This is a genomic window from Streptomyces albus subsp. albus (genome assembly GCF_000725885.1).
Lineage (GTDB): Bacteria > Actinomycetota > Actinomycetes > Streptomycetales > Streptomycetaceae > Streptomyces > Streptomyces albus.
This window is the reverse complement of the sequence record NZ_JODR01000033.1, coordinates 21,061-40,499: the sequence shown is the minus strand read 5'-3', so window position 1 is coordinate 40,499 and position 19,439 is coordinate 21,061. Positions and strand designations below refer to the sequence as shown.

The 19,439-nt window shown below is 72.5% G+C and carries 15 protein-coding genes and 1 pseudogene; 5 read left to right on the top strand and 11 right to left on the bottom strand.

The window, feature by feature from the left end:
* Positions 1-631: 631 nt before the first annotated feature.
* Positions 632-1,822: a ParB/RepB/Spo0J family partition protein gene (locus IO40_RS0129480; protein WP_016473241.1), complete on the bottom strand. Its 1,191-nt coding sequence runs from the start codon at positions 1,820-1,822 to the stop codon at positions 632-634.
* Positions 1,823-3,393: 1,571 nt separating this feature from the next.
* Here IO40_RS0129480 and IO40_RS0129475 point away from each other — a divergent pair.
* The 3 genes from IO40_RS0129475 (at position 3,394) to IO40_RS0129465 (ending at position 5,706) form a co-directional block, all read left to right on the top strand.
* Positions 3,394-4,347 carry an SAM-dependent methyltransferase gene (locus IO40_RS0129475; protein ID WP_031176465.1) on the top strand — a complete coding sequence of 318 codons (954 nt, stop codon included), beginning with the start codon at positions 3,394-3,396 and terminating at the stop codon, positions 4,345-4,347.
* A 93-nt stretch (positions 4,348-4,440) separates the two neighbouring features.
* A complete protein-coding gene (locus tag IO40_RS0129470) occupies positions 4,441-4,851 on the top strand; it encodes a hypothetical protein (protein WP_016473243.1) in 411 nt (136 codons plus the stop codon).
* 198 nt (positions 4,852-5,049) lie between these two features.
* Positions 5,050-5,706 carry a maleylpyruvate isomerase N-terminal domain-containing protein gene (locus IO40_RS0129465; protein WP_031176464.1) on the top strand — a complete coding sequence of 219 codons (657 nt, stop codon included), beginning with the start codon at positions 5,050-5,052 and terminating at the stop codon, positions 5,704-5,706.
* A 129-nt stretch (positions 5,707-5,835) separates the two neighbouring features.
* Here the strand turns inward: IO40_RS0129465 and IO40_RS0129460 are convergent, their stop codons facing one another.
* The 7 genes and pseudogenes from IO40_RS0129460 to IO40_RS0129430 form a co-directional block, all read right to left on the bottom strand.
* Positions 5,836-6,876 carry a vWA domain-containing protein gene (locus tag IO40_RS0129460; protein WP_016473245.1) on the bottom strand — a complete coding sequence of 347 codons (1,041 nt, stop codon included), beginning with the start codon at positions 6,874-6,876 and terminating at the stop codon, positions 5,836-5,838.
* 418 nt (positions 6,877-7,294) lie between these two features.
* On the bottom strand, positions 7,295-7,840 hold the full coding sequence (locus tag IO40_RS0129450) for a GNAT family N-acetyltransferase (RefSeq protein WP_016473246.1): 546 nt from the start codon (positions 7,838-7,840) through the stop codon (positions 7,295-7,297).
* Positions 7,841-8,021: 181 nt separating this feature from the next.
* The gene (locus tag IO40_RS0129445) at positions 8,022-9,485 is read right to left on the bottom strand and encodes an FG-GAP and VCBS repeat-containing protein (RefSeq protein WP_031176463.1); all 1,464 of its coding nucleotides are present in this window, start codon (positions 9,483-9,485) and stop codon (positions 8,022-8,024) included.
* Between the two features lie 428 nt (positions 9,486-9,913).
* Positions 9,914-10,048, bottom strand: a pseudogene (locus IO40_RS39530) (Lrp/AsnC family transcriptional regulator); the annotation flags it as partial.
* 15 nt (positions 10,049-10,063) lie between these two features.
* Entirely contained in the window at positions 10,064-11,308 is a 1,245-nt protein-coding gene (locus IO40_RS0129440) for an FG-GAP repeat domain-containing protein (RefSeq protein ID WP_031176462.1), read from the bottom strand.
* 483 nt (positions 11,309-11,791) lie between these two features.
* On the bottom strand, positions 11,792-12,562 hold the full coding sequence (locus IO40_RS0129435; RefSeq protein ID WP_016473249.1) for an SDR family NAD(P)-dependent oxidoreductase: 771 nt from the start codon (positions 12,560-12,562) through the stop codon (positions 11,792-11,794).
* Positions 12,563-12,769: 207 nt separating this feature from the next.
* Positions 12,770-13,528, bottom strand: coding sequence for an SDR family NAD(P)-dependent oxidoreductase (locus IO40_RS0129430; RefSeq protein ID WP_016473250.1), 759 nt, complete (start codon positions 13,526-13,528; stop codon positions 12,770-12,772).
* Positions 13,529-13,900: 372 nt separating this feature from the next.
* Here IO40_RS0129430 and IO40_RS0129425 point away from each other — a divergent pair, with 372 nt between their 5' ends.
* Positions 13,901-14,761, top strand: coding sequence for a helix-turn-helix transcriptional regulator (locus tag IO40_RS0129425; protein WP_016473251.1), 861 nt, complete (start codon positions 13,901-13,903; stop codon positions 14,759-14,761).
* Positions 14,762-14,792: 31 nt separating this feature from the next.
* Here IO40_RS0129425 and IO40_RS36445 read toward each other — a convergent pair whose 3' ends face one another.
* The 3 genes from IO40_RS36445 to IO40_RS0129410 form a co-directional block, all read right to left on the bottom strand.
* On the bottom strand, positions 14,793-15,176 hold the full coding sequence (locus IO40_RS36445; protein WP_031176461.1) for a hypothetical protein: 384 nt from the start codon (positions 15,174-15,176) through the stop codon (positions 14,793-14,795).
* Complete coding sequence (locus tag IO40_RS39180; protein WP_031176460.1) at positions 15,101-16,642, bottom strand: DUF6493 family protein; 1,542 nt, start codon at positions 16,640-16,642, stop codon at positions 15,101-15,103. Before IO40_RS39180 ends, IO40_RS36445 begins: the two co-directional genes overlap by 76 nt.
* Positions 16,643-16,706: 64 nt before the next feature.
* Complete coding sequence (locus IO40_RS0129410) at positions 16,707-18,062, bottom strand: SWIM zinc finger family protein (protein WP_106967464.1); 1,356 nt, start codon at positions 18,060-18,062, stop codon at positions 16,707-16,709.
* A gap of 494 nt (positions 18,063-18,556) precedes the next feature.
* On the opposite strand from IO40_RS0129410, the gene IO40_RS0129405 reads away from it, so the two are divergent.
* Positions 18,557-19,405, top strand: a complete 849-nt coding sequence (locus IO40_RS0129405) for an alpha/beta fold hydrolase (RefSeq protein ID WP_016473255.1) — start codon at positions 18,557-18,559, stop codon at positions 19,403-19,405.
* Positions 19,406-19,439 lie beyond the last annotated feature (34 nt).

The following is a 19,439-nucleotide window of genomic DNA, read 5'->3' as shown; positions in this document are numbered from 1 at the left end:
GCACCCGAGAGAGCCGACCACTGCTCCGGTGCCGTGAACAACGCATTGGCCGGAATGCGAACTCGCACACCCCGGCCGGGAAATCAAGAAATCACCGTCCGGCGCGGTGGGAGGCGTACGGGAAGAGCGGCGAATACAGGCCGGGGCGCCTCACGGGACGGCCGCGCGGGACGGCACCGCGTCCGGGTGGTGCCGCACAGGGCAGCGCGGCAGCGGCGTCGCGCCGGGGAGCCCGCAGGTGGACGGGGGATCCAGCGAGCGCGCAGGGGAGCCGGCAGACCGGGATCCCGCCGGCACGCCACGGAGTCGGTGTGCGGGCGAGAGCGAGGGTGGCTGCGCCAGGGAGCCGGTGAGCGTGAGAGGAAGCCTGGGAACAGCTGCGCCAGGGAGCCGGCATGCGAGCGAATGCCGGGCAGCGACTGTTCCGAAGCCGTCGGCACGCGGACGGCAAACGCGAACCGGCTGCGTGGAGGAGCCGGTGTGCGGGCGGAAACGGACCGGCTGCGAGGAGAAGTCCGCGTGCGGGCAAAGACGCGGGCCGGCTGCGCCGGTCAGTCCGCATGCAAGTGGAGGCCCCGGAACGGCCGCGCCGGGTCGACTGGGGAAAATCCCCAGTCGACCCGGCCGCGCCTCAACCGCCCAGCGTCGCCTGGGCTTCGGCCCGGCGCTCCAGCTCGTCCGAGAACTGTTCCCACAGGGCCGCGCTCTGGCGTGCCAGCCCGGCGATCAGGCCGAGGTGGTGGGCCGGCATCCGCGTCGCGAGAGTGGCCACCTCTTCCGTGGTGCGCGGCCCGGCGTCGAGCCACCGCAGCAGGGCCCGGCCGCACTCGGTGAAGCGGACGGACGGGTCGGCGCACAGCCGGTGCATGGCCGCCGCGCGGTCCGGGGCGGCGGGAGCGGCGGCCGGCCGGCGTCGCCGGGCGGTGCCCGGCGACGCCGCCACGGGAGGACACGGGTCCGACTTCGGCTCCCCGAGGGGTGCTCCGGACTCCGCCGCAGGCGCCTCGGGCGGCTGCGGATGCTCCGTCGACCGGGTGACCTCCTGGCGGTGCCGCCCGGTCACCAGGGGGTCCTCCCCGCGGCGCAGCCGTCTGCGGACGTCCTTGACCGTGGTGGGCGAGATCCCGGCCGCGAGACCGATCTCCGCGCTCGTCGCCTGCGGGTGCTGTGCCAGCAGCTCACCGGCCCGCAGTCTGCCGTCGTCGCTGTTCAACGGGCGCACCCGGCCGTCGCGGCCGACCCGGGCGGCCGGCTGGGGGCTCTCGGTGCCCAGCCGCCTGCGGATGGCGCCCACCGTCTTGTGCGCCAGACCTGTCGCCTCCGCGATCATCCGGTCCGACCACTGCGGATGGGTGCCGACGATACGGAGCGCGGCGGCTTTGCGGTCCGCGAGTGTCAGCGGCAGCCCGTGCGCGATGTTGGCCTTGACCGCCAGAACGAAGGCCGCGCTCTCGTCACCGTCGAAGAAGCGCGCGGGAATGGTCTTCGCACCGCGAATGCGTGCTGCCCGCAGCCGGTGCATTCCATCGATCACCCGCATCGTTTGCCGGTGGACCAGGATGGGCGGCAGCGGCGCCTCCGTCTCGGCGAGGGCCCGCGTGTGCTCGATGTCCTCCCCGCCCGCACGCGGCGAGTCGGCGGAGCGCAGCGCCTCGACCGGTATGTCGACTGTCTCCCGCTTCTCCGGATCGCCCGCCTCCTGGACGCCGCCCCGCAAGAGGCTGTCCAGCGCCTCGTCGTGGGTGCCGCGCGGCCCGCACAGCCGCTGTTCCTCGGGGTCCGGCTCACCGGGGCGGTACCCGGTGCTGGTTCGGCCGTCCATGCTCCCGCCCCCGGTCACTGTCCGGTACATGTGCGGCCACACGTGTGCCGGGATCGGAAGCGGGGAACCGTCGGCCCGGCCCGGTATGTGCCGGAGGCGGGCGACGGGACGGTGCCGGGGAGAGCGAGGTGGTGTGGGCCGGCCGGACCCGACGTGCGCACTGAACGCCCCCCGCGGACAGGATGGTCGAAGCCCATGCATTTCCTCCCGTGAATTGTTCGACTTCCGCCTCAGTGGCGGGAGTTCTCCCACGCGTATTTTCCCGCACGCCGCGCGCCGACCGGGAGCCTTGGTGCATGCTGTGCCCGTGCTCGAAATGAGGAAAGAGCACCCGGAGGTTCTACGCGGTACCCTCCGGAAGGGATACGGCCACGGCAAGGCGGGCCGCGGCTGCGGCAGACGGAATACGCGCCGTTCCTGGTTCATTCCAGTGGATTGCGGTGGAAGTCCCGACGGGCGGGCCGACAACTCGGCCCGCCCGCCGCACCTCGCGACCATTTCGGGTGCTGCGGCGCGGACACACCCGTCACGGATGCCGGCGGACGGATCTGTCCCGTCTTTCCCGCACGCCCACGGCCATGGCCCGGCGTCTTCCGCGGTGTACCGGACGGGCGGAAAGGGGCATCGGACCGGGGCCCGGAACACAGACAGCCCTGTCCCGGTCGGAAAATCGGGTGAACGGCCTTGTTCCGGGAACGGGTACACGCAGCAAAACGGCGTATTTCCCGGTGCCTTGACGCACTGCGGTCCGCCGTCGTGCGAGAACATCGTCCGCGAAACGCATGCGCAGCATCCCCCCGTCGTGGGCCGCAACCCTTCGGATGTCGCCTTCCGGTCCTTTCGGCCGGCCTTTCCCGGAACGCCCGCCACTCCTGCGCTCCGAAGCGCCGGGGCGCGTGACACCGGATCACCCCGACGCTCGTCCCGCCTCGTCGCGGAGACGCCGCTCCCGGAGCGGACCTGTCCCTTGCCCGTGGTCTTGCCGCTGATCGCCCTCGTGCACAGCACTCAACCCCCGCGACGTGCCACTGAGGTACCTGACGAATGACAGGGGACCTTGCCGCCAGTACGGCGTACCGGCGTGACCTGCCGTCGGAACAGGGGCCTGACCACCGCCCGGGCGAGGCGGCCGATGGCGGCGAGCAGCGCGCGCCGCGCATCGAGACCGTCCGTCGGTGGAAGTCGGGGTGGCGCATGCGAGTTCGGCGTGCATCCCGTCGATGTTTCTCGTGCCCGGACGGCCGGGCCCGCCCGGGTGTCGCTGATAGAGGTGAACCGCCGGCCGGGCGCGCTTCGTTCCGCGGGTCTTCGGGCATCGGCTGGGCGACGACCCGGCCGCCGTCCGGCAGGCGGACAACCGTCCGCGCTCCACAGGCGGCCTGCGAGGCGGAAATCAGTGGGAGGGCGGTACGGATGAGCACGGGAGCGGGCAGCCGTCGCCGGGCTGCCATGGGCGGCGGCGAGCGACGGCGCAGCGGCGCGAATTCCGCGGGGGAACCGGCGGCCGGCAGCGGTCCGGTGACGCCTGGGCGAGACCGACGGCGTGAACCGCGACGGCGCCAGGAGAGGCGATGACCTCCCCGCCGGGTGACGGGCCCGGAGGGAGCGGCCCGGTCGGGCACCCCCACACGGACGTGGAGTACTACCGTGCCTGGACGGACAGCAGGCCGGTGATCAGCTGCGCCCTGTGGGAAGCGGAACCGGGTGAGACCGACGCGGGTACGGCAGCCGGTCCCGGCGGCGGCACGGGGAACGGCGACCTGGAGCACGCCCAGGATCGCAAGCTGCGCACGATGGCCCGGCTGGCCGGTGTGCGCCCCGGCATGGACGTGCTGGACATCGGTTGCGGTGCCGGCGCCATGCTCGACCATCTCGTCCAGGCGTGCGGTGTACGGTCCGCCCACGGCATCGAACTCTGTGAGAGTTTCTGCCGGGAGATACGCCGCCGCAACACTCCCGGGGTCACCGTGGACTGCCTGGATTTCGCCGACTACCGGCCGCGGCACCGTTTCGACGCCGTGATCAGCATCAGCATGGTCGAGTTCCTTGCCGGCGCGTGGGAACCGGGCCGGGAAACGGAAGGGCAGGCACTGCGCGAATTCTTCCGCCGCACTCGGGAATGGACCCGCCCCGGTGCGGGCCTCGCCCTGGAAGTGGTGATCCGAGGACCGCGGGGCCTGGACGTGGAAACGTCCCGGGCAGGCAGCGACGCCCTGGCGAAGATGGGGGAGTCGCCCGGCGCACCACCAGCTCTTCCCCACCTCCTGACAGCGGCCGACGGTCTGTGGGAGCTGCGCTCGGTGCGCACGCACCGCCAGGACTGGCTCCGCACGCTGAGCGTCTGGGAGGCCCGGGCCCTGGCCGCTCAGGAGACGATCACAGCCCGGTGGGGGGCGGACGTGATGCGGGACACGCTCCGTTTGGTCCGCCTCGAGCAGGAGAGCTACCGCACGGGACAACTCTCCATGGCACTCCTCTCGTTCCTCCGCGTGGGGGAGGAACCAGTACCCGAGTCGGGCGGCTGACCAGGGCTGCGATGCCTGCCTGCCGACTGCCGTCGCACGCAGCCCAGAACGAGCCGTTGACTTGAAGCATGGTTGAAGTCGCAGGATCGGGTCATGACCACACAGACCGACACGACCCTGCTCTTCCACAACACCATGCGCATCGCCGACGGCCACCTGGAGGGCTTCCGCGCCGCCGTCCGGCGAGCTGTGGACTTCGTGCAACAGCACGGACCCCAGCTGATGGTGCAGACCTTCGTGGACGAGGAGCGCATGCTCGCGCACAGCTTCCAGCTCTACCGTGACTCCGACGCCGTCCGCCTGCACTGGAAGCTGGCAGACCCGTACATCCAGGAGGTGATGGAGCACTGCCGGGTGGAGGGTTTCGAGGTGTTCGGCGAGCCGGACGCCGATGTGACGGCACGTATGCGCGCCATGCTCGGCGACCGGTGTCCTCTCACGTTCTGCCCGCGCATCGCCGGCTTCGGCCGCTTCGCCGCGGCGCCCCCGGTGCAGTCGGCGTAGCCGGCGTGCTGCTCGGGCAGGGCCCGTTTTCCCCCTCTCGGCGAGCCTGCGTCCCCAGGAGCGGCAGGACGCGGGGAAGACACGGCACGGAGCGCGGCCGGCGCAGCGCGCGGTGGGACCACGTGCCGGACGGCCCGTCCCGACTCCCCGGCCAAAATCCGATCGTCGTACCGGATCGGGCGCTGGTAGCTTGCGGCCGTGGATCTCTTCCCGACTACCTGGGCCGCGCTGCGCAACGCCGTCGCCGAGCTGCCGGACGAGGACTTCGCCCGGCCCTCGGGCTGCGCCGGCTGGCTCGTACGGGACCTGGCCTGCCACTTGGTGATCGACGCGCAGGATGTCCTCATCACCCTCGTCACCCCCGCCCAAGGGCCGCCGACAGCGGACGCGGTGACGTACTGGAAGGTCTCCGGTACGCCGCCGGCCGGCCAGGACCCGCTCGACGCCCTGACCCTCCGGCTGGCCGCCGCGTACGAGGACCCCGCACTCCTCAAGTTCCACCTCGACGACGTGGGTTCCGCCGCCCACCGCGCCGCCGCACTCGCCGACCCCGCCGCGCTGGTGAGCACCCAGGACATGGTGCTCACCGCAGGCGACTTCCTCTCCGCGTACGTTCTGGAGTGGACGCTCCACCACCTCGACCTGATCGCGCACCTGCCCGGCGCCGCCGAGCCGCCCGCACAGGGGCTCGCCCGGACCCGGCAGATGCTGGAGAAGATCACCGGCGCCGCCTTCCCGGTCTCGTTCAGCGACAAGGATGCCCTCCTGGTCGGCACCGGTCGGCGCGCCCCGACGGCGCGGGAGAGAGCCGAACTGGGGGAGACGGCCGCAAGACTGCCCTTCGTCATCGGCTGACGCCGTCCGCGCGGAGGACGCCCCTGTCGCTTCCGCACCTGCCGCACGCACCGGTCCGGCCCACCGCGAGGTGTGCGACAGAGCCGGGCAGAGATCTCGGGGCACCTGCCCGCTTCGGCTGCCCCGGCGTCAGTTCATCAGCAGCAGGCGTGTGTTGGGGACGAGCTTCCGGTTCACGCTGGTGCTCTGCACGAAGATGGTGAAGTCGTCGTTGTGGTCGGGCTTCACGCGGACCTCCACGTCGGGCAGGCCGAGCAGTGCCCGGGCCTCGGGCCCGGTGTACACGCGGTCCGTCGACTTCTCCAGCACCGCTATCCGCTTCTTCGCCTGGATCTTCTCCGACTTGCTGAGCTGGTAGAACGCACAACCCGTGCGGTATGTGTGTCCGCACTCGACGACCCAGTCGCGGATCGCCGCGTCACGCGCCACCGGGATCAGCCGGTACGCCGAGGGATCCACCGGGGTGAGACCGGCCGCCTTGATGGTCTCCTTGTTCACGGCGTCCGCACCCGTGGAGAACACGGCGCGCGATCCGCGGATGCCCTGGGCGCGGCCCACCATGAACCTTTCGGTCGCCTGCTGGATGACCTGTCCGGCCTCCTCCAGGCCCTGTGTGCTCGTGGCGTCCCAGATGGCGATGTTGTCCTTGGGGAAACCGCACTGCATGGCCTCGCGCTTGCCCATCTGGTCCGGCACGAGGACGGCCAGCGTCCAGTTGTCCTCCTGCCGCTCTATCATCCCCGCCACGGCCTCGATCAGCTTCCGCGGCTCCCTGGCGGGGGCGTCCGGACAGCGGTGGCTCGCGTTCTCCTGGCCGTCGGTGAGCACGAACGTCAGGAAGCTGTGGTCACCGTACAGTTGCGCTGTCTGCGCCAGCTCCCGCTGCGACTTCAGGGCGGCTGCCAGCAGAGCCGTCATCCCGCCGACCCGGTACAGCTGCTTGAGCGACGGCATCCGCAGCACGTCCTTGTCGTAGATGACGCATTCGACCTTGTCCGCGAAGACGTACACCGTCACGCGGGTCTCCTGGTCCAACTCCCTGGAGCGCCGGGCGAGATACGCGATCTGCTGGTCGGCGACCTCGACGACCTTGTTCCTCAGATGGGACATGGACGAGCTGGCGTCCAGCACGAGAGCAACGTGGTTGATGTAGTTCTGGCTACCGGACATGACAGCGCCCCCTCTTTCCGATTCGACGCTTCCACCTTCTCACCCACCACTGACAATCGATCTTGGTTCTCGGGCGGGCCGGCAGCGGATGGTCCGCCTCGCGCATGGTGGTGGCTGTCCGCGCTGCGGACGGCACCCGGCGGGTCCTCGTCGGACAGGCCCGTGCGGATGTCCCGGAGCACCCGCTCCGCAGGGGCGTCGGCGTACTCGGAATCGGGATCAAGTAGGGCCCCACCGCGCGCTGTCGTCGTCGCCCCATGGCCCTCGCAGTTCGCGACCGGACCGCTGAACGAGTCGCGAAGTCCCGACACCTCGCACACCAGGCATCACAACGCCCGTTCGCAGAGCGGCGCTTCGGCAGGGCGGAAACGGCGGTCGTCGTGTCGCCAGGTGGCGGGGGTCTGGCCCACGGCTGCTGTCAGAGAGCGGACCGGTCCTCGTTCGCAAGCCGGTACACCACGGTGCGGCGCAGCGGCCCGGCCGGGACGCTCATGTCGTCGAAATCCTCAGCAGGTTCGTGCGTCATACCGAGGCGGCGCATCACCGCCCGGGAACGGTGGTTGGCGGCCGTCGTAATCGCCAGGACCTCCGGCAGGGCGAGCGTCTCGAAACCGAAGGTCACCACGGCCATGGCGGCTTCTGTCGCGTAACCGTGCCCCCATGCCGGGCGGGCCAGCCGCCAGCCCGCTTCCACCCCGGTGAACGGCATGCTCTCCTCCACCGGATCCAGCCCGGCGAACCCGATGAACTCGCCGGTGGCCCGCACCTTCACCGCCCACCAGCCCCAGCCACGCCGGTCGAGACCGGCTCGGAAGCGGGACGCGGACGCCTCGCTCTGCTCGCGTGTGAGTACGTCCGGAAAGTGTTCACGGACCTCGGGGTCGGCGTTCAGTGCCTCCCATGGACCCAGGTCGGAGTCCCGCCAGCCGCGGAGCAGAAGACGGTCGGTGCGCAATACGGTCATCACGCCAACCTAGGCATGCTCACCGGGAGACGGCCATCGAATACGACGGTACGGGCGTCGGCCGGGAGCCGGAGCGTGCCGGCCATGGTGCTGAGGCGGCATGCGACCCGGCGCCGGAATAGGCGAGGGCGCTCCGCACATCGACGGGGCGCCCTCGTGCGTCTCAGTTGTGTGCGCGGTGTCAGCGGGGGAAGCCGCTGCCGAGCGCCGCACCCGCCGCCGGGGCACCCAGGGCGGCCGGACCCCAGGAGCGGACCCCGTCGGTGGTCAGTCCGGCGTCGGAGCCCCGCAGGGACCATACGGCTCCGGCGTCCTTCTCCGCGGTCGTACCGTCCTCGCCGGGGGCGCCGACCGCGAGGTCGTCGTGGCCGTCACCGTCGGTGTCACCGAGGCTCACGGCCTTGCCGAAGCCGTCTTCGGCCTCCACCGCGCCGGGGACGCCCGCCGTGCCCTGGTCGTAGTTCTTCGCGCCCGTGCCGGACAGGCCGCCCTTGGCCCCGAAGAGCTGGATGACGGCGCCGGTGTTCTTGCCGGAGGCGCCGCTGCCGATGTCCTCGCCGGGCACGCCGACGGCGATGTCGGCGTAGCCGTCGCCGTTGACGTCACCGGCGGCGAGGGAGGCGCCGAACTCGTCACCCTCCTCGTTGGCACCGGGCACGCCCGGACTGTTCTGGGTGAGCGTGGTGGTGCGGTCGGCGCTGGGACCGTTCGCGGTGCCGTAGAGCACCTTCACCGTGCCGTGGTCGTACGGCAGGTCCTCGACGACGCCGCCGGGCACGGTGCGGATGACCACGTCGCCGTAGCCGTCACCGTCCACGTCGCCGATGGTGGCCACCGCGGCGTCCTGCGCCTCGGCACTCGCGCTCATCCCGGACTTGCCGCCCTTGAAGAACTGCGACTTGCGCGACATCTCCTCGAAGTCGTACGTGGCGAAGACGTCGTCGATGCCGTCTCCGGTGACGTCCCCGACGGTGAAGGTCCGCACATCGCTGTCGCCGACATCGGCCTTGAGGTTCTCCGTCCTGGTGGGCTTGCCGCCCTGGAACGGACCGTGCAGCACCTGGATGCCGCCCCAGTCGTCGGCGCGGGAGGTGACGAGGTCGTCCACGCCGTCACCGTCGACATCGCCCGCGGCCAGCTCCTTGCCGCCCGTCTTTGCGGTGAGCTCGTCCGCGCCGCCCAGCCCCTTGCCCTTGACTCCGTGGATGACGGCCACGCCGCTGTCCGCGTGGGAACTGCCAACGGCCAGATCGGTGACGCCGTCGCCGTCGAAGTCGCCCGCGGCCAGGTACCGGCCCCAGCCCTCGCCCTCGTTCGCGTCGCCGGGGATGCCGTCGGTGGCGCGGCTGATGACCTGGCGCTGGGCGGTGTCGGCGCCGTCGGCGGAGCCGTAGACGACGGTCACGTAACCGGCGCCCTTCACACCCCCGGCCGTCCCACCGGGAGCGGAGGCAACCGTGTCGGCATAGCCGTCGCCGTTGAAGTCCACCTTCTTCGCGGCAGCCGCGTTCCCCTTCACCGCAGCGGAGTGCTTGCTGCCGGCAGCGAGAGGCGCCGCGCCCGCCGCCTGAACGCTGACGAGGGAGAGGCCCGCTGCCATGGCACCGGCCACGGCAATGCTGACACTCAGAGATCGCTTACGCATGAGGTCTCCAAACCGACGAATTGCTTACTGGGCGGGTGGTGCATGGGCGCCCCCGGCTCTCCCACCCGAGCACTCACTCGCATCGGCACGTTCCGCAACGCGTTCCGGGGACGCTGTGAGCGCTCCGGGAGGAGCCGGCTTCGCGGGCGGCCTCATCGACGCGGTGGTACGGGCACCAGCGGACGGAGGCCGCCCAGGTGGTAGGTACGGGGTCGTTCGGGACGTTCGACGCCTCACGAGGTGAAAAAGTTCTCCGGCGGCTGGAAAACTTTCCCCCGGCCGACGCATGTCGGCCATCTTCCTCTCGCCCGGGGCCGGTTGCCCCCTCCCGGCAGCGATCCGGCACGCGCGGCGAGTCGGTTCCGCGATCGGTCCGCGGCATGTGCTGTCGGCCCGCGCGGGCCGATGGCCGTGGCCGGCCTGGTCCGTCAGCCGTTGTCCTTGATCGTCTTCATGGCGAGGTGCGATTCGAGGCGGGGGACGGCGGGCAGGCCGCTGAGTTTGTGGACGAGGAAGGCGTCACAGGCGGCGTGGTCGGCGACGGCGGCGCGGATGAAGCAGTCGGGACGTCCGGCCGCTCAGCCCTCCCGGGCCGCGGAGACCGGGATGCGGTGCGCGGCCGTGGGCACCGGCCCGTGCCGGCTGCCCGGGACGATCCAGTACACCGGTTGCCGGCGCAGGCTGGGGAAGTCCCGGGCATAGACGGCCAGTTCGTCGCACCCGTCGCCGTCGAGGTCGGCGAGGGCGAGGGCGGAACCGAAACGGTCCAGCTCCCGGTCGCTGCGCGGGCTGCCGGTCATGCCCACGCGGCGGCGGTCGAAGGTGGTGGCCGCGGTGCTCGCCAGACCGTGCCCGCTGCCGAGGAACACCGCCACGCTGCCCCGCGTGTGGTACGGCCAGCCGTAGTCGGCGACGGCGAGGTCGTCACGGCCGTCACCGTTGACGTCGCCCACCGCGCTGCGGTCGTTGTCCGGAAGCTCGGTGGGGGAGTGACCGGTGCCGGGCCCGCCGGGGCCGCCGTAGACGACGGTGTCCTCCTCGGCAGCCTCCCAGGTGTCGTGGCGCAGCAGCAGATCCGCACGCCCGTCACCGTCGAAGTCGGCGGTCCTGAGAAGGGAGAGCGTGTCGGACGGTGTGGTGCTCGGGTTGTTCACCCGGTTGTCGTTGCTCTCCGGGTCCACGGCGAAGGTCTCACCGTCGCCGAGGGACGCCACACCGCCTCCGCGGACCACGGAGCGGTCCTCGCCCACGCGGTAGTACGAGGCGTCGACGGCATAGGTGCCGCTCGACGTCTCGGTCGCCTCCCGCACCTCCCGGTAACCGGCCACCAGGAAGTCGTCGCGGCCGTCGCCGTCGAAGTCGCCCACGGCGAAGGTGCCGGCGAAGACCGCGCCGTGCCGGGTGACGTCCACCAAACGGCGCGCCCTCGCACGGCCGTCCCGGCCGAACGGCCCGTATTCGACGGCCAGGCAGCGCACGGGATTGTTCTCGTCGGGTGTGGCCCGGTACGCACCGGAGAGGAGGTCCAGCGCGCCGTCTCCGTCGAAGTCCCCGGACGCGAGGTGCGGGGTACGGCTGCGGGGCAGCCGGGTGCGGGCCCCGTCGAGGCCGCCCCGACCGCCCCACAGGATGTCTTCCCGGTAGTGCAGCAGCTCGCCGTTCCTCGCGCTGTGTTGCGTGCTGGAGAGCAGATCCGCCCGCCCGTCTCCGTCCCAGTCCCCGGCCAGGTCCGTGGTGGGCTCCGTGCCCGGCCGTCCCGCGGCCGTGCTGGTGGCAGCGCCCGCCGGTACGTGCAGTGGTGGGGCGGTGCCCGGACCGGGCAACAGGATGCGGTCGGTCCCTCGCCGCCCGCCGCGGGCCTTGCCCCAGTGCTCCAGGAGAAGGTCGTGGCGCCCGTCGCCCGTCGAAATCGTCCCGGTTCGGCCGGCCCCGCTGCCGGCGGGGCCCGGACGCAGCCCCTTGCCCCGGCTTCTCCTTCGGCACAGCCGCGCAGTCGCCGAGCGAGGCCGGGCGCCGCGCCGGCCCGGAAGGGCCGCCGTGCGTGCATGAGACGAGGAGCAACGCGAGCACGCAGAAGACGAGTACGGGGACGGCACCGCGCCCGCGTGGAAGCAGACAGGCCATGGGCCCATCCTCCCGCTGCCGGGACGGCGAACCGCTCACGAAAGGGCAACCGTCATGTCACGTGCACGGGCCGGAAACACGGGCTGCGACGCCGTGCCCCCTTTGTGACCGACCGCCCTGCTGAGTGCGGCGCGCGCCCGGAAGAGGGACCGGCGCAGCCACCGGAAGACGGAGACGGGACGTCACGCCGCGGTGAAGCCGCCGTCCGCGGCGACCACCGCTCCTGTCACGAAGCCGGAGCGCGGCGAGGCGAGGAAGCACAGCACTTCGGCGATCTCCCGCGGCTGCGCCACCCGCCCCAGGGGGTGGGCGTCGGCGAAGGACGCGAGGTAGGCGCGGCTGTCGGAGCGGAAGGCGTCGAGGAAGTCGGTCTCGACGACGCCCGCGGCGACGAGGTTCGCGCGGATGCCCACAGGGCCGCCCTCCAGAGCGAGCACCTTGGTCAGCTGGGCCAGGGCCCCCTTCGAGGCGCTGTAGGCGGCGCCCTCCGGCAGGCCGACGGTGCAGACGTAGGAGCCGGTGCTGACGATGGCTCCGCCGCCGCGCTCCTTCATGGCGCGGAAGGCCTCGCGGGCGAAGAAGAAGGCCCCGCGGGCGTTCACCGCCAGCACGCTGTCCCAGTCCTCGGCGGTGGTTTCGGTGACGGGCTTGTTCAGCGTGCGTCCGGCGTTGTTGACCAGGATGTCCAGTCCGCCGAAGGCGTCGACGGCGGTGCGCACCGCCAAGTCCGCCGTCTCTTCCCGGGTGACGTCGCCGGCCACTGTCACGACGCCGGGGAACTCCTGCTCCAGCAGACGGTTCTCGGGCCGTATGTCGACGGCAACGACGCGTGCGCCGCGGGCATGGAGCAGTGCCACTGTCTCCTTGCCGACACCGCGCGCCGCCCCGGTGACGAGGGCGGTCCTGCCGTCGAACTCGGTGGCGTCGGTGGCCAGGGTTGGTGGGGAAGTCATGGTGTGTTCCTCGCAGACGGTGAGTACGGGCGCCGGTGCGGGCCGCCCGCATGGCTGTGGGCGGGGCCCGCACCGGGCGGTGCGGGGGCGTGAGCGCCCGGAACAGGCGTGCCCGGGCCGGAGTGCGCCCTCTGGCGGGCAGCCGTCGTGACGCACGACGGTGGAAAGGGGTGGGAGGTTCGGAATGTCCTCGGTCCGCTCAGGTGATCAGTGCGCGGTGAGCCCGCCGTCGACCACGAGCTCCGAACCGGTGACGAACGAGGACTCGTCGGAGGCGAGGAAGAGAATCGCCGGTGCGACCTCGTCCGCCCGTCCGGCCCGGCGCATCGGAGTGCGCCGGATGTCCGGCTGCTGGTCGCCCTGTTCGTCCAGCAGATCCTGGATCATCGGCGTGGCGATCACCCCGGGGTGCACCGAGTTGACGCGCACTCCCTGCTGGGCGTACTCGACCGCCGCGGTCTTGCTCAGCAGGCGTACCGCGCCCTTCGACGCCTGGTAGGCCGCAGCCGCGCCGCTGCCCACCATGCCGAGCACCGAGGACGTGTTGATCACCGAAGCGCTGCCGCTCGCACGCAGGAGCGGCATCGCCGCCTTCATACCGAGCCAGGTGCCCTTCTGGTTGACGTCGATGACGCGGTCCCAGGCCTCCTCCCGGGTGTCCTCGACCCCCGGCCAGTCGACGATGCCGGCGAGGTTCACGAGCACGTCGAGCGTCCCGAACCGGTCGCGTACCAGGCTGATCACCTCGTCCCACTGCTGCGCGGAGGACACATCGAGGCGGGCCGGGACAACCTGTGCGCCGTGTGCCCCGAGCCGGTGCGCCAGCTCCCGCAGAGGACCTTCGTCGACATCGGTGATCACTGTCCGGGCGCCCTCCGCTGCGAAGAGTTCCGCGGTCGCCGTGCCGAGACCACCGGTCGCGCCGGTGATCAGTGCGACCTTGCCGTCGAGTCGTTTGCCTGTCATGAGAACGGTCCTTGTCTCTTGGAATGTCTGTCGGTATCCGGCTGCTGGTGCGCACTGCCGCGCCACGGACGTCACCGTCCGGCCGCCGGTGGTCAGCGAGGGAACGGCGCCGCCCGCGAAGACGGGCCGGCGGTTCGCCGCCCGCGGCCCGCTCGGCCCGCCCGCCGGCCGGGCGGTCCCGACGAGGCCCCCGCATGCCGGGACCGGCCTGCGTGGCGCCTGCCGACGGCCGGCTCCCGGGGCTCGCCCCAGGGGTGCGCCGATGCAGTGCTCCACCGAGTCTGCGCAGGTCAGCGGGGGAGTACCAGGACGCACGCTGCCTGGGTGCGGCACACCCAGGCAGCGCGGGGAGACACCGCCTAGCCTGGGGGCATGAACGGCAACCACCTGGGGGAATTCCTGCGCGCACGCCGCGCCGGGCTGCGGCCACAGGACGTCGGCATGCCGAGCCACGGCGTACGCCGAGTCCCCGGACTGCGCCGCGAGGAGGTCGCCGTCCTGGCCGGGGTCAACGCCGACTACTACACCCGCCTGGAACAGGGACGCGAGCGCCACCCCTCGCCCCAGGTCCTGGACGCCCTCGGCGGCGCGCTGCTCCTCGACACGGAGGAGCGGGCACACCTGTACCGGCTCGCCGGTGCCCAGCGGACCGACCGGCCCTCAGCCCGCGTCACCGAACGGGTCAGCCCCGCGCTGCGTCAGATGATGGACTGCTGCGACCGCACCCCGGCCTTCGTCATGAGCCGGACCCTCGATCTCCTCGCCACCAACGCCCTGGCCGACGCGCTCTACGCACCCTTCGAGCCCGCCGACAACCTGGCCCGCATGACCTTCCTCGACCCGGCCGGCCGGCAGTTCTACACGGACTGGAACCGGTCGGCCCAAGCCGTCGTCGCCAATCTGCGCCAAGCCGCCGGGTTCGACCCCGACCACCCGCGACTCCGCGAGCTCGTGGCCGCGCTCACCGAGCACAGCTCCGCGTTCCGGGACCTGTGGCAGGCGCACACCGTGCGCGGCAAGACGCAGGAGCCCAAGCAGTTCCTCCACCCGGACGTGGGCCCCCTCACGCTGACCTACCACTCCTTCGACGTCCGCGACGCCCCCGGCCAGCAGCTGGTCGTCTACCACGCCGAACCGGGCAGCCCCAGCGCCGAGGCCCTGGGACTCCTCGGCTCCCTGCACGCCACCCGGCGCCGCACCGAGTCCGGCGCCCCCGGCCGGGAGGGCCGGTGAACCGGCCGGACGCCGGGCCGTCCCGCGCGGCTCAGCCGGCGCCGCCCCGCCGTCCGGCAGCGGTCGCGCTCTTGATGCGCCGGGCCTGTTTCACCAGCTGTGAGGAGCCCGGGCGCGCCGCCGGCTCGTCGATCTCCGGTATCCCCTCGTGGGTGCCGGACCGCTGCGCGCATTCGGCCGCGAGCGAGAGCAGGGCGGACAGACCGTGCGGCGCGGTGCCCCTCAGCAGGGGAGGAAGGGCGGCGGAGAGCACCGCCCACACCGTGGCGTACGCACCGGCCTGCACCACTTCCCGCAGCGCCGCCGCGATGCGCCGGAGCTTGAGCCGGTGCAGCCCGGTCAGCTCGGCGATGCCCTGGCCGAGCCGGGCCGCGTCGAGCTGACCGCCGGCGGCCAGTGCGAGCAGCGCGTCCACGGCGAACAGCTGCTCCTCCGCGCGCCGCGCGCCGCGGCCGTACGCCAACAGGAGATGTGCCGCGGGCCCGGCCGGGCCGCCCGACGCGGCCAGCGCGGGCAGTACGGGTGTGCCCTCGCCGAGTTCGTCGGACTCGGCCAGGTCCCCGAAGGACAGCAGCATGCCTGCCGCGACGACCTCCCGGTGCCGGGGCAGGACGGTGAAGGCGTGCGGAGAACACCGCCGGCCGCCCCAGCACCGGCAGGGGCTCCCGACGGGATCGTGGGCGGCGAGCAGGGAGCGGAACGGCTCGGGGCGGTCCTCGTACCCCGAAAAGCCTCCGGTCGGGACCAGCGCGCGACGGTGGGGGGAGTGCCGCAGCGCCGGCCCGGTGACGGGCGCGGCGGGGCCGACCGCCCGGCGCTCGCGGCGAGTCCGGCCAACGCGGTGCCGCTCGCGTGCTTGCGGTGACGGACGACCAGGGCGAGCGCCCGCTCCTGGAGACTGTGCTCCTCGTGGCCGAAGGCTTCGGCAGCCACGCGCAGCAGCTCGTCCGTGCGGGACCGCTGACGCTTCATCGCTTTGTCGAGCATGCTCAGCTGGGCCCGCACGAGCTTTTTCTCCGGGCGGAACAGCGCGGCCTCCGAGGCCTCCACCAGGTGCTCGGTCTCCAGACGGCCCGCGTCGTCGAGCCCGGCCAGCATCTCCTGGGCCCGCGCGGCCACCAGCGGGTGCGCGTCGGGCAGCATCCGCACCCAGGTGAGGGTGTGCGCGGCCCGCTCGTCCTCGGTCAGGTCCAAGGCGGTCAGCAGCGCGAGGAAGCCTTTCAGGACGCCGGGCCTGCCACCGGGCAGCAGCCGCGACAGGCAGCCGTCGATCAGCATGTCGCGGCCGAGCCGTCCCTCTTCGGCGAGCCCGGCGAGCGCGGCTGGCCACCCCGGCTCGCCGCTCCAGCTGTACTGGAAGTCCGAGCAGGCTTCCGGCACTTCCAGGAGCCGGGGGACCATCACCGTCAGGAACGGGTCGTCCCGCAGACTGTCCCTGATGGTCGTGCCACGGGTCGGGACGTCGAGCTTCCAGCCGAGGACGACGCCGTCCGTGGTGGGCGGCTCGCAGCCGGCGGCGTGCACCAGCCGGGAGATCAGCGGATAGGCGCCCTCGGCGACGGTGCGGCGCTCCGCCAGCCGGTGCGCCACCCGGCCCAGCCATTCGGGGTCGCGATGCCCCAGCGCTTCGGCGACCAGCGCGGGGTCGTCGCCCGCCCACCGCAGGTCGCCGGCGGAAAGCCACTGGGCCGCAGCCGCCGCACCGGTGCGGCATCCCACCCCCGCGAGCCGCAGCGCCGCGCGGACGGGAACGTGACGGTCGTCCCAGCGGTCCCGCACGATCGGGCGCCACGACTTGAGCACCGGCAGGCATGCGCGCCGCTCGGCGTCGGTGAGTGCGCCGGCCAGCTTCGGTACGGCCGCCTCGCGGCCCTCACGCACCGCGTGCAGAGTTCGCGCATGCCCTGCGTGGCCGTGCCGGGAATGGCGGGGGCGCGGGTCTCGCTCATCGGAGGCCTCCGGGGGAGGCGACGGCCGGGTTCGGGGCGGTGGCCGTACGGCCCGCGGCGGCCTGGCGGGCGAGGCGCACGGCGAGGGCGTGCTTGCAGGGTCCGCGGCTGCCGCGGTGTTCGGCCCACCAGCGGCAGGTGCAGGTCACACGTTGCCCGTCGGTCCTGACCCGGTGGTGGTGGTCGTCGACGGTGACGGTGACCGGTTCGCCGTCGAGGCACACCGCCCGCGCCTCGACCAGGGCCTGGGCGGCACGGAGGCGGGGGTTGTGGCGCTCGGCCCGGCCGGTGTCGTACGGCAGTTCACGGTGGAAGTACGCGGCCTCCGCCGTGTCGTAGCCGATGCGTCCGGGGGTGCCGAGGCGGGTCAGCGCCGCCCGCACACGCTGCGGTCCGAGCCCGGACTGCGCGGCCAGGTCGGCGATGTCGACGGCGGGGTCCCAGGCGAGCAGCGCCGAGACCGACTCGGCGTCCTCGGGCGACTCCTGCGATGCCAGGGCGTCCAGTACGCCTCCCTCCCCGGAGAAGCCCCGGGAGGCGTCCGGGGACAGGGTGAGGGTGAGGCGCATACCGGGGAGCCGCACCTCCCACGCGCTCGCCGCCGGGACGCTGTCCGGTGTGACGGCAGGCCCGTGGACGCGCAGGCCCTCCGCGTGGCGCAGCACCCGGGGCAGCGCGGCCAGCCGTTCCGGACCGGGCAGGCAGACCGCTCCGGGCACCGGCCGGGTGGTGGCACGCAGCGAACGGCCCGCCGGCACGACCCAGCGCGCCCCCCGCGCCGCGCCGCGGGAGGCCCCCTGACGAGGCAACGTCCGCAAAAAGCGCACCGCTTCGGCAGCGGACAGCTCGGCGCGCGGGTCGAACCCCGAGGCGATCACCTGTGTCTCGGCGAAGCCGCGCAGCCAGCGGTCGGGCAGGGGCACCTTCTTCTCCACCACCGGCCCCTCGAAGGCGGTGACGGTCAGTTCGTCGGGCCCGACCTCCAGGGACAGCGGACCGGCCGGCCCGACGCGGGTCAGGGAGTCGCGCAGGGGAGTGTTCACATCGATGTTGGTCGTGCCGTGCCCGGTCTCGTTGCCGTCCAGCGCCTCGCCCAGCATGTCGAGCCGCGCATAGACCCCGCAGCAGCCGGAGAACGACTCGAACCGCAGCCGGTCGCCGTTCCCGGTGACCACGGGATTGAGCCACGCGGAACGCTGCGGCTGGTAGTAGCGGGCGGCGGCCACGTCCGCCACCGCCAGCAGACCGGCCGCGGCTGCCTGAGCGTGTGCCCGGAAGCCGCGGAAGAAGACGGGGTGGGCAGCCTCCCCCGCCGGTGTCGCACCGCCGCAGGTCTGGAGGCTGAGCGTCACCCTCCGTGGTGCGGCGCACCGCGGAGGAGCGGAGGCAGGCGTACCTGAGGGAGGCCTGAGTCATGTCCCGCACGGTAGACGCCACCACTGACAACAGCCCCGGCCGGGACGGCCCCATCGGGAGGTTCCTCCTCCGGAAGAGAGAGCCGCCGGCTGGGGGAGACTCCGCGGCCGTTCCTGTCCTGTGCTGCCCGGAGCTGCGATCGCGGATCCGTTCGCTGAGACGCTCCACCCGGTTGGGCGGCACACCTGGCCCCGGCGGCACGGCGGACAGTGCGCGTCCCCGAAACAGCTCTCCCGCTGGCCGTTGCCGCTTGCCACCTCCAGCGCGGCGGTGGCGAGCGAGCGGGGCTGGCGAGGCCGAGGCCGCGCAGGGGTGTCGGCCGTGACGGTGACAGAACGCGTCGGCGGCGGCCCCGCCCACCCCTGCCCGCGCGTATCCTCCCGCTGGGGCGATCCGACAAGAAGCGGACGACCGAGCCGGAGGCCATGCCATGCCCGAGATCGAGCTGAGCGCGGGGACGATCGACTACGAGGACACCGGCGGCGACGGTCCCGTCGTGGTCCTGGCGCACGGTCTCGGCTTCGACGAGTCGGTCTGGAGCGAGGTCACCTGCGACCTCCGGTCCGATTTCCGGGTGCTGGTCCCCGTACTGCCGATCGGCAGCCACCGGCGCCCGATGCGGCCGGACGCCGACCTGTCGGCGCACGGAATCGCAGCGCTTCTGGCCGAGTTCATGGAACGCCTGGACCTCCGCGACGTCACTCTTGTCCAGAACGACGCCGGAACGGCCCAGCTCCTCATCGGCGTACGGGACGACCGCATCGCCCGCCTCGTCCTCACCTCCTGCGAGGCGCTGGAAAACTATCCACCGGGCGTGCAGGGCAGAACGCTACATCGCGCCAGCAGGATCCCCGGCGGACTGTTTCTCCTGCTCCAGTCGTTCCGCTTCCCGCCCCTCGCGCGCATGCGGGTGTCGCTCGGCGGGATGACGAAGAGGCGGCTGCCGAAGGAGCTGATCGCACGCTGGTACGGCCCGCTGCTGCGCAGCCGTGAGATCCGGCGGGACTTCGCCAAGTTCTGCCGCAGCACCGATCCGGACTGCTATCGAAAGGCCGCCGCGAACCTGTCGTCCTTCACCCGCCCCGCGCTGGTCGTCTGGGGCGCGGAGGACCGCATGATGCCGTCCGCCACGGGACGCCGCCTCGCGCAGCTGCTGCCGAACGCGCGCTACGTGGAAGTACCCGATGCCCGCACTCTCGTCCCGTTCGACAACCCGGCCGGCCTCACCGCGGAACTGCGCCGCTTCGTCGAGGAGCACCCGTTGCCCGGGGAGAGCTGAGTCCCCGCAAGCCCCTGGACAACGGCCGGCCCGG